This window comes from Paenibacillus gansuensis, assembly GCF_042684925.1.
Lineage (GTDB): Bacteria > Bacillota > Bacilli > Paenibacillales > DY6 > Paenibacillus_N > Paenibacillus_N gansuensis.
Window position 1 is genome coordinate 1 of record NZ_JBHUME010000009.1, and the last position, 15,637, is coordinate 15,637.

11 protein-coding genes are annotated in these 15,637 nt (G+C 49.5%); 1 reads left to right on the forward strand and 10 read right to left on the reverse strand.

The annotated features are described in order from the left end of the window. Together ACFSUF_RS15250 and ACFSUF_RS15255 are read right to left on the reverse strand one after the other, a co-directional pair. Positions 1-1,898, reverse strand: a 1,898-nt coding sequence (locus ACFSUF_RS15250) for a hypothetical protein (protein WP_377603914.1), incomplete at its 3' end; no start/stop codon positions are given. Between the two features lie 380 nt (positions 1,899-2,278). Then, positions 2,279-4,516, reverse strand: coding sequence for an MMPL family transporter (locus tag ACFSUF_RS15255; protein WP_377603916.1), 2,238 nt, complete (start codon positions 4,514-4,516; stop codon positions 2,279-2,281). Between the two features lie 118 nt (positions 4,517-4,634). On the opposite strand from ACFSUF_RS15255, the gene ACFSUF_RS15260 reads away from it, so the two are divergent. Continuing rightward, entirely contained in the window at positions 4,635-5,258 is a 624-nt protein-coding gene (locus tag ACFSUF_RS15260) for a TetR/AcrR family transcriptional regulator (RefSeq protein ID WP_377603919.1), read from the forward strand. Positions 5,259-5,298: 40 nt separating this feature from the next. Here the strand turns inward: ACFSUF_RS15260 and ACFSUF_RS15265 are convergent, their stop codons facing one another. The 8 genes from ACFSUF_RS15265 to ACFSUF_RS15300 form a co-directional block, all read right to left on the reverse strand. Next, positions 5,299-11,082: a CARDB domain-containing protein gene (locus tag ACFSUF_RS15265; protein ID WP_377603922.1), complete on the reverse strand. Its 5,784-nt coding sequence runs from the start codon at positions 11,080-11,082 to the stop codon at positions 5,299-5,301. Positions 11,083-11,891: 809 nt separating this feature from the next. Further along, entirely contained in the window at positions 11,892-13,031 is a 1,140-nt protein-coding gene (locus ACFSUF_RS15270; RefSeq protein ID WP_377603924.1) for an S-layer homology domain-containing protein, read from the reverse strand. A 73-nt stretch (positions 13,032-13,104) separates the two neighbouring features. Continuing rightward, complete coding sequence (locus ACFSUF_RS15275) at positions 13,105-13,677, reverse strand: hypothetical protein (RefSeq protein WP_377603926.1); 573 nt, start codon at positions 13,675-13,677, stop codon at positions 13,105-13,107. 50 nt (positions 13,678-13,727) lie between these two features. After that, a complete protein-coding gene (locus ACFSUF_RS15280) occupies positions 13,728-14,180 on the reverse strand; it encodes a hypothetical protein (protein WP_377603928.1) in 453 nt (150 codons plus the stop codon). A 17-nt stretch (positions 14,181-14,197) separates the two neighbouring features. Further along, positions 14,198-14,356: a hypothetical protein gene (locus tag ACFSUF_RS15285; protein WP_377603930.1), complete on the reverse strand. Its 159-nt coding sequence runs from the start codon at positions 14,354-14,356 to the stop codon at positions 14,198-14,200. A gap of 5 nt (positions 14,357-14,361) precedes the next feature. Continuing rightward, entirely contained in the window at positions 14,362-14,577 is a 216-nt protein-coding gene (locus ACFSUF_RS15290; protein WP_377603933.1) for a hypothetical protein, read from the reverse strand. Between the two features lie 17 nt (positions 14,578-14,594). Then, positions 14,595-14,735, reverse strand: a complete 141-nt coding sequence (locus tag ACFSUF_RS15295) for a hypothetical protein (RefSeq protein WP_377603936.1) — start codon at positions 14,733-14,735, stop codon at positions 14,595-14,597. 13 nt (positions 14,736-14,748) lie between these two features. Further along, a complete protein-coding gene (locus ACFSUF_RS15300; RefSeq protein WP_377603939.1) occupies positions 14,749-15,621 on the reverse strand; it encodes a hypothetical protein in 873 nt (290 codons plus the stop codon). Between the last annotated feature and the right edge of the window lie 16 nt (positions 15,622-15,637).

Sequence of the window (15,637 nt, forward strand, 5' to 3'; positions counted from 1 at the left end):
GCCAGCGCGCCGCCGGCGTCCGCGCCGAGCGTCGGCGCCGCGAGGAACGCGGCCGTCAGCGCGAACGCGGCCGCGGCGCCGAGCCGGTACGCGCGCTCCCTGCGCGTGCCCGGCCCGCCGGCGCCTTGCGCCCCCCGCTGCTTGCGCGCGCGGCCCCTTGGGGCTTCCACTGCCGGCGCGGAAGGCTCCGCGCCCTGGCGGCGCTGCATCTGCTGCAGCACCGCCGAGGCCGCAAGAATCACCGCTCCGATCAGCACGCCCTCAAACTCGTTCCCAACGCCGTAATAACGGGCGCCGATCATTGGATCATACCCGAGCACGGATCTCTCCATAGCGGAGAATCCGGTCAATCCGTCCGCGAGAATCAGCTCGCTGACGGCAAGCGCCAGCAGCAGGACCGCTGTGCCGGTCCGCATGCTGCTGGTCCACAGGCCGAGTCCTAACGACCCGGCCACAAACACAACAACCAGCCATGGCGCAGACAACGCCGCCAGCCACCCCATAGCCAGCAGCACAATAGGTGCCGCCAGCAAAGACAGCAGCAGCACCCGAAGCCAAGCGTAGCTTCGTTTCCAACGATACAGCAGCGCCAGAAGGCTTCCCGCAAGCACTAACACTTCATAAGTTACAAAGCTGTATAACAAGTCCGGACGCAGCTTATAAACCGTCTGCATTTGGCGCAGTTCTTCTAAAAGCCAAGGGAGCACGTCCCCTTCCGGGTTGTCAGTATTGCCAGATTCTCTAATCTTTCCAATTTTGTCCGTCTTGCCACTCTCGCTACTTTCACCACCCATCCTTTCCGCCCCCATCGCCCTGCCGCTCATGGTCTCTGGCGGAGCAATCCCAAACCACTCCAATATTGTAGGCGCCAGATCCACATTAGCCGTGAGCCCCGGCTGCCGAGTTGTAGGAGAAGACAATCGCCCTTTCCATGTTTGCCTACCGCCGTCATACACTACCAAAGGGCCCATGAGCGACTTCCTGCCCGCTGCATCCGGATTCACAGTCGGCGAAAATACAACCAACCGGTCCCGGGGCCCCAGCCGTTCCGCCAGCTTTCCAAGCAAGTAATCGATGCGTTGAAGGGTCAACCTTCTAGCCTTCTCGAATTTCTCGGCAGTGTAGAACGATTGATTCGTATATAACCGGTCCAAATCCCCAAGCTCATATAGAACAGCTAGCGGCCGATCCTCCGGAAGCCGATTCCAAGATTGCAGCAATAAAGCATAATTGGTCATGACGGTGAGCGCATGATCCGGATCCTGAACCGTCGCCGGGCCGCCTATCTCTCCAAAAGGAATCCGTCCCGACCTGTCCATCAGCAAATAAGCCGTCTGGCGTTTCAAATGAAGGTTCCCCGGCTCGTCCGCAGGAAGCACATCCCGGTTTCCAAACACATACCGACCAACCCCCGCCTGTGCCAGCAGCTCTCCCAGCAGGCCTGCCTCCGCATTGTTATGCCTTTTTTCATTCTCCGCAATCAGCTTTGCTACCTCTGGTACGACGATGCCCTGCATTTCCTTTCGGGTTTCCCCTACTTGCACTGCATACTGTCCCTTTAAAGTCAGTACGGTTTCCGATGCTTCCACAAACGGCGCCGCAGCCGGTGCTCCCGCTCCGAACGTCAAATAACTGTTGGACTCACCGCGGATCGGGGTCCGGATGTTCATCGCGCCCAGGGCACCATTTTGGATCAGCTTATGTAAATTCGGCAGAAGGCCCGCGTCAGACTCATCCAGCTCCTCAAAAGACAGGTCGGGTACAGCAACCAAAGCCACACGGCGGACCTGTGCATGCTCTACTGCGGCCCATGCCGGAGTAACCCCAAGCACAAGACTATGTAGTAAAAAAATGATAAGAACCCGATTTAGTATCGTTACGTATCTTTTGCCCCTCACCCTGCCGTTCCCCTCTCTACAAGTTCCCCACAGCTTCTCCCGAAAAAGAAAGCGTTATACTACTTATACACTTATCCACATACTTATCCACGCTATAAACAGGCGCATTTTTAGGATTTAGTCCACTTTTTGCAATCTATCCACCGTTTTATCCACATTATCCACAATTTCTGATGAAAAAGATATCCCTTTAGTTATTCACAAGGATAATCCCTCATTTTCCTTATCATTTTAAAGTTATGCACATTATTCACAGAAGATCGGTAAGCTGCTTATCCACAACGAATCAAAAAGCCGGAAAAACAGTGTACCATAAACACCAAAAAGCAGCTACCCCTTTCGGAATAACTGCCCTTGGTCATCTATATTATCTTATGCTGTTAGAAAGAGCGCTTGCCCAGTTCTTTTACCGGCTTATACTCTCCAGGCCAAAACGCCCGGCGGCCTAATAAAGTCGTCAATGCAGGAACCAGGAACGGACGCACAATAAACGTATCCAGCAAGACCCCGATCGCTGTAATCAGGCCAAAATGAACCAGCACCTGAATCGGCAGAGAAGCCAGCACCGCGAATGTACCCGCCAGAATGAGACCGGCCGAGGTGATCACGCCTCCCGTCTGTGCCACACCCTCTTTGATAGCCTGCAGGAGCGGCATCCGGCGGCGTTTTTCCCATATGCTCGAGATCATGAAGATGTTATAGTCCTCACCTAAAGCTACCAGGAACACGAACACGTACAGCGGAATGGATCCTTGAATGAAATCCGCGCCCATGCCGTAATGAATAATGATCCAACCGATCCCCAGTGCGGAGAAATAGGACAAGAGAACGGTGCCCATCAGATAAAGCATCGCCACAATGGATCTCAGGTAAGCAACCAGAATCAAGGCGATCAGAACGACAACGACCGGAATAATGCGGGCTGTGTCGCCCTCGGTCGCTTCTTTTGTATCAAGCTGCTCTGCGGTCTGTCCGCCGATAAAGACATTGTCCGCGGCATCAGGAATACCGGCATCGCCCAGAGTTTTCTCTACAGCTGCCCTCAAATCCGGCAAACGATCCATAGCTTCGTTCGAATATGGATTCATTTTAAATTCCACACTATAAGCCTGAATGTTTGCGTCGGTCGCTCCTTTTGCAGGATCGCCCACTTTGGAAACATAGTCCAGCCCCGCCAATGCGGATTTGAGGTCGACTGTTTTTCCTTCCGTATCGATCATGACATTTACCGGCGCTAATTCTCCTTCAGAAAACTGCTGGCCGATTAAAGTAAAGCCTTCCCGTGAGGGAATGTCTTCAGGGAACGAGGACAGGGTATCGAAATTAATTTTGACCTGTGTGGCAAAAGTAGCCATCGCCCCTAATAAAATTACCGTTACCAAAGTCACTGTCCACGGACGTTTCGTTACAAGGCTGCCTATAGCCAGGCCCATACGGTTTTCCTGCTTCGGTTTTGGCTCCGGCTTCCCTTTCTTACGCGCACGCTCCCTCTGCATTTCCGGAGTTCTCGGTACAAACGGGAAGAACGATGCTCTGCCGAATACCGCAAGTAATGCTGGTACCAATGTAATGCTGGCAATCATCATGATAAAAATGGACAAGCTAAACGGGATAGCAAACCGCTGATAAGAACCGTACTCCGCCAGCAGCAGCGCCAACAGGGAAACGACGACAGTAAAGCCGCTCATCGCTACAGCGCCTGTTGCTCCGGAAATCGCATGACGCAGCGCCATGAAACGATTTTCCTGTACTTTCAGATCCTGACGGAACCGCGCAACCAGGAATAAACAGTAGTCCGTACCGGCTCCGAATAGCAGCACCGTCATGATTGAAATACTTTGGGAATCAAACGTTATCCAACCTTCTTCTCCGAACCAGCCGAGCAGCGGCGAGATGACGCCATAGGCGAATCCGACCCCAACCAGCGGAATCAGAGCAAGAATCGGCGAACGGTAAATTAGCAGTAACAGTACAAGAACGAGTAGTACAGTTGCGATTAACAAGGTTACGTCTGCAGATTCGAATAACCCGGTCGCGTCGATTTGAATGCCTACCGGTCCGGTAACACGGGCGCTTAATGCATCGGCCGATGTTACGGAAGCTTCAAACACATCGGAACCTATGATTTCGGACGTTTTTTTCTCAAAAACTTCTATACTTTCTTTTAATTCGTCCACAGTGGCAGTTTTCTCAAAAAAGACCGGCACAACGATTGTAGAACCATCCTCGGAAAGCTGCTGCTTCAACGCCGGCGGCGGAAGCTGGTGCAAAGGAGGAATCAGAGTTTGATTCGGCAGTGGGTTTTTCGTGAAATGCTCAGTAACTTTGCCTAACTTGACTAAGTCCTGATCCTGCATTCCCCCTTCCCGGTGAAGCACGATCAGCGCCGGAACCCCGGATTCATTGGGAAACTGCTCTTTGGCGAGTGCTTCAGCCTTAACAGATGGACGATTGTCGCCTAAGTTAGGAGCATTCTCCACCGTCTGGCTGTTTGCTTGGGGAAATAGCAGATTCAGCACCATGACCAGAGCTACCCAAACTAGAATTGTTACCCATCGGGTTTTCTTTCCCGCAACGGCCTTTCCGTAACGTTCTAACATACTTTCTTTTTGACCCATAATTATTTCACTCCTTAATAAGATGAAATCTTGTATATATAAAGATATAATCTTCATAAATAGTACTCACTAATTATATATACCGGAAGGTTAATTTTCAACCGAAAGGTGGATTACGATGAATCACCCTCCCAAACGCTCGCCGGGCCGCCCCCGGAAGACGGAAACGGACAATCAGCAAACCGAATCCAATATTCTGCGGGAAGCTTCGGCCGCGTTTATGCAACATGGTTACGAAAAAGTTTCTTTAGTGCAGATCGCACAACAATGCAAAGTAACGAAAGCAACGTTATATTACTATTTTGATAACAAAGCTACATTATTTACTCAGTCTGTGGTTCGGATGTTTCATAACGTTGTCGGCCATGTCGGCCGCCATCTCAACATGGATATTCCTTTAAAAGAGCGGCTTCTCGCCATGGCGAAAGTTCAGATGGGCAACCGGTTCGGTGAATTTGAAACGCTGATGAAAGAAGCATCGTCACATCTGACGCAAGAGCAAATCCAAGAGATCCGGGCAGCCGAGAAAGCCATCCACACGTTGATGACCAATACGTTTCAAGGAGAAATGGATCGTGGAACGCTAAAATCCGAGCAGCATCCGATGGTGCTCTCCCTCGCTTTCGCTTCCTTGGTCATGATGGGATCCCGCGAAATGCTGTTGGAGCTGTACCACGGGGACTTGAATAAGGCAGCGGAAGCCGTCGTAGAACTGTTCTGGACCGGCGCAGCCGCCGCATAAAGAGAGCAGCCATTCCTCCGTGGAATAGCTGCTCTTTTTGTTACCCGACGGCATGTGTTCTGATGAGCTCCATCACCTGCCCTTTGATTTTGATCGTAACCAATGCCTGCTTCACTGCACCGTTGCTCCAAACCGAGGTAAAGGTAAATACATAGTTTCCATCCGGAAGTTGGTAGAAGTCGTCCCGCCACATCGCTCCCGTCCAAAGCAGCTTATTAGATGAGTGTAGGGATGCTGCTGCGGATTTCTCCATCAGAACCGCCCGAACCGAAACAGCCTTCGTCCAGCTGTCCGCCGTATCTGTCACTTCAGAGCGGAGGACAAATTCCTCTCCAGCCCAAAAGACGTTCGCCGAACGATCCGGATCATGGTTAGCGTTATATTTTTCCCGCCATGCTTCCCATTCCACTGTATGATTTACTTCAGCGCTTATCCCTAATGGACGGACCTGGAAGGTTTTGGTTCTAATGACGGCAGGATCGATATGATCGCTGATCGACTGCTTTACCGTATAAGTCCCTGGCTCTAAAGCTTGAAAGGATGGCCCCTCCGGCCCGTAAGGGAAGGTAAAGTGATAGCTCTCGTCCAAAATCATACGGTTTGCCGGGTTAAATACCTGGTACTGAACCGTCAGGTTGTTTTGGTCCGCATCGGCAAGATTCAACGTGCCGATATGTACGAGGTCGCCCTCGTAAATGGGCATAGCCAGTTGATTCCGGTCATAAGTGTAGACGAGAAAATCACCTGTAGGTGGAGAATTGGTTTTAATGTAAAAATATTTAGCCCCGCTCCAATCACCCCAATCATACCCGTCAAACACGCGAACCTGAACGATCATGTTGATATTTTCAGGCAAGTCTTGTCCGGGTATCCAACTCAGCGAACCTCCCTGCATTACGCCGGATTCCATCTGCAGCGCTCCCCCGTACTTTAAAATACGGACTTGATATTTGGTTTGGGGATCGGCATCCGGGTCCCCGTACGTCCAGCGGAATGTCGGCCGAAGCATTTTAAACCGCTCCGGTGCGCTTGGATCCGTACTGGCAGGAACAACGACATTTGCGGCAGGCAATTGATTCTGTACCGTGATTTCGCGTTCAAACTGTGCAGGTACACCTGCTGAATCAGTTACCACCTGACGAATCGTGAACGTCCCTAAGGATGCAAAAGAGGTTGGCCAACTTATCCTGGATACGCTTGGCATTGTCTCAGGAGATGCGCCCGCATTTGATCGAACATAATAAGCATGCTCCAGGTTCTCTCTCCCGCCGTCCTCCGCATCATGGGCGGTAGAGTTGATCGTGATAGACTGATTTCTCACAACAACGCTTTGGCTGGTTGTAAAACCCGGAACCGGCGGTGTGTTTGGAGGGGCATTTTTTCCACTGGTTATAGTAGCTATAGTCCAGTCGCTCCATGCACCATACTCGTCCTTTACCGCCATACCGGCCTCATACGTGCCCGTTTCCTGCGGGGACGCCAGCTTGGCATTGACATAGTTACCGCTTGGGGTGATGTAGTAATATTTTCGCTCCATAATCCCTTTGGTGGCCCGATAATCAATTCCGGTAGCTTCGTTGGAATACAAACCTGTGTTTTGGTACCGGTCCGGGTCCCGGCTCGTATCGCTCCATGTAATTTTGCCGTCAGGTCCTTGAGCCAGGGTAAATTCGCTGACAGGTCTCCGGTGCACGGTTACTTTTCGCGTAAATTCATTGGAAGGCTTCCGGTACAGGTCAAAAACCATACTCGGTGTCAGGTACCATGGGTGCGGGTCGTCTTTGGCATTCAAAGTAACCAGATAATCCCCTACTTTATCAAACAGCAGCTGCGGAAAGGAGAACGTCTTGCCATGGAGGGTTGATAATCCTTGATTGTTAATAAATCTTACCGTGTGCTGAACCCGCCACTGATAGCTGCCTGCCATAGGGTCTTGTTCCGGATCTTCATAATGGATGTTGTTATACTTTACTTCAGCCTTTGCCAGGCCCTCGTCCCAAATGGCGTATTGTGCCGACCAGTTAATCCGTGCATCTACAGTTTTGTACCGTAGGGGACTGAATGTGACAAAGGACTTATCCGCAAAATACCCGAACCTACCCTCACTATACCTGCTGTCCCGTAAGCTTAGGATGGGAATGTTATTCAGCCAAACTTCGATTTGATCACTGACAAATCTCAGCCTGAATGAATAATCGGTCCCGCTTGCCATCGGATAGCTGCCTTGGGTAAGGACCGTTCTGGAACCATTCACGTAGCTAACAATCTGCAGGGCGTTCCCGTTTGTCTCAAGGGCATATCTGTTGCGGGTGTCCTTCATGCGGAATGAAATCCCCAGCCACTCCTGGTCGTAATCGACCTGTTCCATGTTCAACGTGAACCGCAGCTCCGCGTCGGCGAGGGAGATATCGGAATAAAACTGTCCTTGGGTAAACGAACGGACAAGAGGGGGCGCTGTGGAAGGCGGACCATAGGAAATATTCAGGTTGGCTACATCCGTGCGGTCGGAGTACTCTGAATTCATGGACACATAAACCCCGTCCCCGAAATATTCACCAAACACCTGATGCCGCTGATTACACGGAACTCCCGCTTCTCCTATCGTATTTCCCGCAGAATCCAATACTCTGTTGCCTCCTGTCAGGTAACCGGGACAGCTGGGATCGACCATCGTAGTCCGGTTTCCTTCCACCGTTGTTGTGGCGTTGGGACCGGTTCTTTTGCCGTTCCAGCCGAAACTGTAATTGGAAAGGCCCATGTCGGACCAGCTGCTGTTTCCATAAAAGTATTGATCGAAATCGGAATCGGAAGATGGTTTTACATACTTCAGATTACCTGTGCCTGCATCCAATACTGCAATGGCTGCTTGGGGTGTAGGGATTACATCCCCGGGCCGGTGCACTTCAAAATAGTATTTTGCCAGCACCTCATTACTATTGGGCTGATAAACCACATCCGTGTAATCGTCCGAATAGGTCCATCCTGACATGAACAAACCGGTGTAAGTGTGGTAGACTTTGCGGTCCGTTTTGAGGTATTTCCTCCAGGCAAGCGTGAAGTCCGGATTATATTTGGTCACGTTGAGATCGTACGTGTTCTGTCCGCCCCAGCCTGTACCGGAAGGATAGTAAAACTGGTAGACATACATGGCCCCTGATGCGTCCGGGGTGAATTTGCCGTAGTAATAATCTTTGGTCCCGTTATACTGCTGCAAAGTTTCCGCATCGGGCCCAAAGCCCGGACGGGACAGCACCGTTTCTCTGACCACCTCCAAATTGGGGCTCAGCTCTACGATTCTCGGTGCATAGTAGCCTTGAGAGTAATCATATTCGTTGACCATAACCAAGTTTTCGCCTCTCGTATAGAGAAACTTGAAATTGGCTGGGTTCAAGTTTTCATTTGGTCTCAACGGCTTGTCTAACGAACTTCGGATCAGCTCGCCCGTGAAGGCGTCGTATACGGCAAATTCATAGAATGTTGTGTTGGATCCTTTCCATGAGCGGCTGATATACAAATAACGTTCGGCCAGGTCCCAGTTGTAAATATAATCACAACCAGCGTATACTCCGTTGATATAACGGGATTGCGACGGCTTTTTCAAAATGAATGCGTAGGGATCACCGCCTGTATACCTGTAGCTCGCATACATTTGCATGGGCTTTACGTACATTTCCACAGGTGACAGCTTTGTCGGGTCCACAGCATAGATCTGCAGCTGGCTTGAGCTATCGTTGAATCCAGGTTCGGAAAAGTACACCAGTTTTTTATTGGACCTGATTTTGAATTTGTAATCCACTAGATACGTATTGAACCTGATTTTATCCCCATTTGTGTTCAGCAATGGAACCGATACCGTGCTGCCGGTTTGCGATCTCCAAGGGGACAACCGATTGTTCCCGTAGCCGTTGTTGGACATAGTGAAGCTTTCGACGGAGGTTTTTTCCTCGCTGTACCTAGTTTGTGCCCACCAGTGAATCGGGGTAGTCTGGGAACCGAAGTTTCGTCCTTCCCCGCTGACAAGTTTCCCGTTTTGCGATTTCCATAACTGATACTTGTTATAGACCGTTTGATTCTCATTAGGGACATAGACCGGCCAATTCAACATTTGGGCAGCCGTCACTGTAGTGAACGGATCGAGGTCCGGTTGAGGATTTTTTCCCTCTACTTCAAAAGATACTTCAGGCGCATTATTAACGGCATCAAAAGTCAAAGTGGACTCCGCTTCGTCGGAAGTGTCGTCCTGCTGACCGTACTGCTCGGTTACTTTCAGATAAAAAAGATACTTCCCCACTTTTCCAGGTGTAAAGTTTGCCTTAGAAAGCGTACCTGACAGCGACTGCCAAGGATCGTCTGCAAATCCGTTGTTTTCATCATCATATTTAAACTTATATTCCGCCTGCGTGATGGCATCTCCATCCGGACTGGTGGAAGCATTGGTAATCGGGATGGTCTGATGACGGATGCCAATAGGAGGAACGATCAGCTTTGCCTTTGGAGGAAGATCCGGTTTCACCGTGATTTCACATTCGCCGGGTTGCAGGGATTTCAACCCTTCCGAATCGTATACGTGTAACTGGACTTTTACTTGCAAGTTGGATGTTGTTCCGTTGGTGTACGAAGTTTTCCGGTTGATCCATTCGTCTTTCGTATGGTCGATCCCCCGGTTCAAAGGGCTATAGCTCTGGCTTGCACTGAACGAGGATAAGGACACAGGATGGTTTTCGATGACTGGCGGCGGGCAGGCGGGTACCGCTACTGGATTCGGCGGGACAACTTCAATGTAGGTGCATGCTGTTGCAGTTGCCCCCCACTCGTCCCGCATTTGGCCGCAAACCTGATGAAAACCGGCCGTATCCATGAGAATATGGTGTTGGCCGTCGGTGTAAGCTTCGCTCCGGGAAGGAATGGATTCAACAAATTCTGTGCTTCTCGTAAAATCAAACCCCATGAAGTAGAGATTGTCTTGATCCGGGTCAGTAGGCGTCGGGATTTCAGGATCATCAATGTAGATCAGATCCATGATTTCACCAGCAACAATTTTGTTAACTGCTTTCGTTCGGGCATTCGGATAGACGAAGCCGATCTGAAATTGAGGCGGATTGTTGGTGGCCGGACTGGTTACTGTTAAGTTTCGGGGACCGATCCAGTCTGTTTCCCCGCAGCTGGTCATCATTTTCATACTGATGGAGTGGTACCCGACCCCAATGTTCCAAGGATAGCTGCCAAAGGAAAATGTGGTGTCTCCCTGGTTCTGATAAACCGGAGAGAGGTAAGTTCCGTTTCGCTCGATTTTGTATTTATGGGAAACATAGGAACAGCCGTTAAGTTGAAAATCCTTAGGATGAAGGGTAAATGGCTGCCTCCACGCAATCGTGTCCGGAATGATGTCAAAATCTGCGCTGAATTGCTTAGGCGGTCCCGTGCCGGGAGTGAAAGTTTTGGTGAGTACGTTGTTCGTTTCGGACTCTTCGGAAATGGCTGCTGCACTGTCTACTGAAAGCGTGAACGTCTTTTGGGAAGTGTCCGGGAAGGTGTAGGAGAAACTGAGCTGCTGGGTGGCACCGTTGGATGCGTTCGGAAAGCTCTGGCTCTTTATTGTCGTTGCTCCAGCCATGACCTTAACGTTAAAAGGGGTTGTGATATTGGGGCCATCGTTGTGAAAAGTGGCGGTGAAGTTGGCCGGTGCACCTGCTTTGATCGCGGAGCCCGTAGTGATGTCATCTGCGACGAGGTCGGGTTTGTCGGCATTGATTTTTTTGTAGGTGACGTGGAGTTCGTAGGTGAGGGCGTAGGTGGTGGCGGTCCAGGTGGTAATGGAATCCATGCTGTATATGCGTCCTTCAACATTACCTGAGGAATTGAAATCTAATTCATAATCAGTTCCCGGCATATTATGGCGGTCATTTAACAATTTATGAACCTTTATATAGCCGTATCCATCCTGACCTTTACCAAAATAGTCAACAACAACACCCCTCTGGACAGGGGTAGCTTCAGTTATACTAATTGAGCTTTCTTCGACATGACTTAATGGGACTTCATCCAGCGTTAGTGTATGAAAAAACTCAGGAGGCAGTAGCTTATCAGACCAAGCAGCTGCGCTTCCATCTGTATAACGGAGAGCTAAAGGAATAATTTGGTTGGCGTCATCTCTAATTGGTATCATTCCTGGGTATTTAGATAATCCACCGTCAAGCGTTGATGTGTTAGCCGTGTATGTATATACACCAAGGTCCCCAGTTCCCGTTTTCCATCTTTTACCCGATGAATCACGCCAAATAGCATGGTACATGTATGAGGATCTACTGCCACTAAGTTGAATTCGATCACCGTTAATTGCAGAGATTTCTATTTGGTTTGTACTTGAATTATAAGTACCCAGCCTACCTTTATCTATACCATTTTTTATTAATTTCCAATTTTCAATTTCATAACCAGGATATTCAACAACACTAATTTTGAGAGGAAATATTTCAGTGGAGTGATATTGTTGATATCCTGGAACTCCTTCAGGTGTGTATACAATAATTGGAAATCTACTATTATTAAAGGCCGCTAACATTGTTGTTGCTATTAAAGCAATAGTAATAATAAAACAAGTAATTACTAGTGTTTTATTTATCTTATACCAGTTCATTTACTATTTTCCTTGTTCCCAAAGAGTCTGCCATCTTTAGATAATTCAAAATACCCCCTACCAGACCAGTCGAAATACCAAAACCGGAAGTTAGCCTGTTGAAACTCGCTGAGTTCAACTTTGCTAATAGTTTGAAGATGCCATGTTATCACTTTATTCTGTTTATTCAATAAAAGCCCCTTCCTAGTAGATAATGGTGTTTCTGTAGTGTCTTGGTTCAAAATAACTGCATCCCTAAAATAAGGGTTTCCAACCGTTCTATTAAAAAATACTTGAGTTTTCGGAACTGTTTTTAAGGCTTCCATCTCAATTTTATAAGCTACTAAATAATCACCTCTCCAGTCTTTCCCATTAACTTTTATTAAACTAGGAACCCACTCCCGATAAGCCCCGTCCTTATCATCCATATCAATAATCAAAATCTGATGAAACGTCCCGCGCACCGCATAAGACAGATCATGTGTCTGCGGCAAAGGGTTCATATGTCCGCCCCACATGGTCTCCAGGTTGGTGCCTCTATAGTCTACCTCCGCATAGGAGGCCGCTCTCTTATCTACTTTTAGAGTCTTTCCATCTAGCAGAGTCAACATCCGGTCAATGACAACCGCAGCGGTGGCTCGAGTGGAGCTCTTTTCTTTGCCGATGCTGCCATCGGATAAGCCTGTGATGAGGCCTTTTTTGGTTGCCTCGTACATGAGCTGTTTGTCACCTGCAGACTTCAAGCTGGGGTCGACAGCACGGACTACCAATTTCGCCATTTCCAATCGGGAGATGGGCTTAGTCCAGCCCGTAAAATCCGTAGTCTTGTATATCATATCCCCGGCTGCCGCTTTCACATATGGATCGTACCATGTCGCGCCACCCGAGCGGCCCTCCACCTTTATTTTAGCTGCTAGAATCACCATTTTTAAGAACTCGGCTCTACTGATCGTCACATCCGGATTAAACCGGCCATCCGGCAATCCGCTTACCACACCGGACCCGGCTGCGCGCTGGATCGAGCTTGCCGCCCAGTGCTCCGGCTTTACGTCCGAAAATTCTGCTGCAGGAGCCATAGAAGCTGCTCCTACTGTGCCGCATGCTGATAATACTAGTGTAAAACATAGCATCGCTGCCGATAGAGAACCTTTTTTCAAAACTTCCAACCCCTTATCCCGTTATCTGCATATTACAAACCATAGTTTAACATATTAAGGAATTTCCCACTATTTAATTCCAATGAAAACGAACCTCCTGCACACCCGCAATGACGATCGGCTCCTCCCCCAGCCAACCCAGACCTTGATGCTCCACCTCTACCAAACTAATCAAAGACGGTCCAACCAGCAGCTCATCCAACGGGCGGAATGTTTCATCCCCGCTTCCCGCATGAAGGACCATATCGCATTTCAGCTTACCTGCTGAAACTGTACAATTCGAACCTGATCCGTGCAGTATGGAAAGCAACCCTGTCTCAGGGTCCGCATAAAGGAGGGAGTGTACCTCCACTTTGCTTCCAACGCTCAAATAGCTGCCGGGGCCAGCCCGATTACTGTTGTCCAGAATCATGTTTTCACGAAGATATTTATAGAATTGGTCCTGAACCCGGAAACCTGGCGTAGTTACATCTAACCTCAGCTTCCCTTGGGATAGCCGCACTTCATCGACCGAGAGCGAGCCGGCATGTAATGCCACATTCAAATGCTGTTTGATCCGTGCCATGGTGGAAATCTGTTTTGCATAATCAAGCCCTGTAATCAGCATCAGCACGCAGAATCCCAGCCCGATCAAGCTTAAAGCCATTATGGAAACGCCGCCTTGCTCCTCATGCCAAAGCCTTTTGCACCAGTCCCTCATTCCAAAGCCTCGCTACGGCCGACTCCTTGTATCAAGAAATAACCTTGTGTTTCCGTCTTGTTCCCTCCAAGTAAACCCGCCATTTTCTGCAGAAACGTAGCAGGGTATTTGATAACGACCTTTACGCTCGGGTCCGCATCCTCCCTTGTCACTTTAAGAATTGTACTCCCGGCAAAAGACGGATAGCTCACGCCTCCTATGTCTACCGGAGGAAACCCGATCTGCGTCAGCTTGTTCTTCGTATCCTGAAGAATGGACGGGGTTATATACCCCTCATGAGTGCTCATCACCAAAGCCCGATGATGCAAGGTTTCCAGCTTTTCCTGCCGCATCAAAAAGGTGAGAAACCCCACCATACTCAGGCTGATAAACAGGAACACGCCCAACACAATCAGCAGCGAGACCATTTCCGCCATACCGCGTTCATTCCGCCAAAACTCTCTAACCACACCTAGCCCCCCCTAATTCAAGGGGCCGTAGTGTACCCCCATTGTTTTACGTCATCCTGAAGTTCAGCGTGGCCCTCTTGCAGCTTTGTGCTCAACCCGCCGTCACGCAAAAACATATAGAACCCGATTCCTACAACCATAATGGACACGACAAGTATAAGCGCCAATTTATCCATAGGTATTAATCGTTTGTCGCAGGCGTCGCTACCCAGTCTGCAGCATGTCCGGAAGTGCCGGGTGCTGCGGTGCCGCTATAATCAAAATTACTCGTTTTGGCATTCACTGTTTTGCCGCCGTTCTCGATGGCATCATTCACGCCGTTATCGTTGTTGAACACCCAAAAACACCCGCCGATTAGCAAAATAACAATAAGAATTCCGATAACCAATTTATCCATTCCGATTACTCTCTCCTTCAGGATGTTGCATCCTCTATTTTTTGCTGTAAATGATCGCCGCCGTTCGTCAGTCCCGGTCCGATTTCGCTGTTAAACACATAGAAAGCTATGCCGATTAATATGATTGTAACGACAATGCTTAACACCAACTTGTCCATACCCGCTCCTCCTTCAAAAAGCTTTATTCATCAGCGCAATCGCCTCCATGTACCAGGGTAAAAGCATCAGGCCGACCGTGAACATAAACGGGATTACGATCAGGAAGGTCACGTGCAGCGGGGACACTTCGATACTCTTTTTCACTTGAAAATCACGCATCGTATCAATGTTTCGGATCTGGTGATGGAACAGTTCCAAAATTTTGTCACTCGGTGCATTCCACGTAGCCAGCAGCGTATTTGTGATGGGAAGCACTTCAGGTACTCCCACCCGCTCCGCGAATTTGCGGATCCCCTGCTGAGGGTGGCTCAGCCAGTCCATTAAAAGCTCGTCAATATAGGGCTTCAGGATGTGGCAGGTGCGGCCGGCTCTTTTGATCGCATAATAAAGCTGGATATGCTCGTTGATACTCACAACCAGGCGATGGGAAAACTTGACGATCTCCCCGGTCATCAGGTCTCTGCGCCTCACCGCCAAGAGCAATAGCATAACCGGGGGCAGTACCGCGCCCAACAAACCGGCAAGCAAAATCCCCGACCAATGCGGCGTTTCGACCGGAGTGCGCTGAACAAGAGCCTGCATAGAACGAATAGAGACATAAAGGAATAGGAGAAGAACAGGAAAAACATACTGCAGCACCCGATATCTGAACACAGTCAAATCGAGCGGATCGCCCGCCATTTTCAACCGCTGCTTTACAGCAAGATTGGCCGGACGGTTATTGATATGCTGAATCCTCTTCTCAGCCCATTCCCGCAGGTTTTCCCTGCGCTTCAACAGCAAGAACGGAATTCGAACACGCCTGCGGGCGGGAAACAGAAACAATAAGGACGAACAAAGCAACACACAGCCCGCACCGAACAAGACCGCTAATAACCATTGCATGACAAGCCGTACCTCC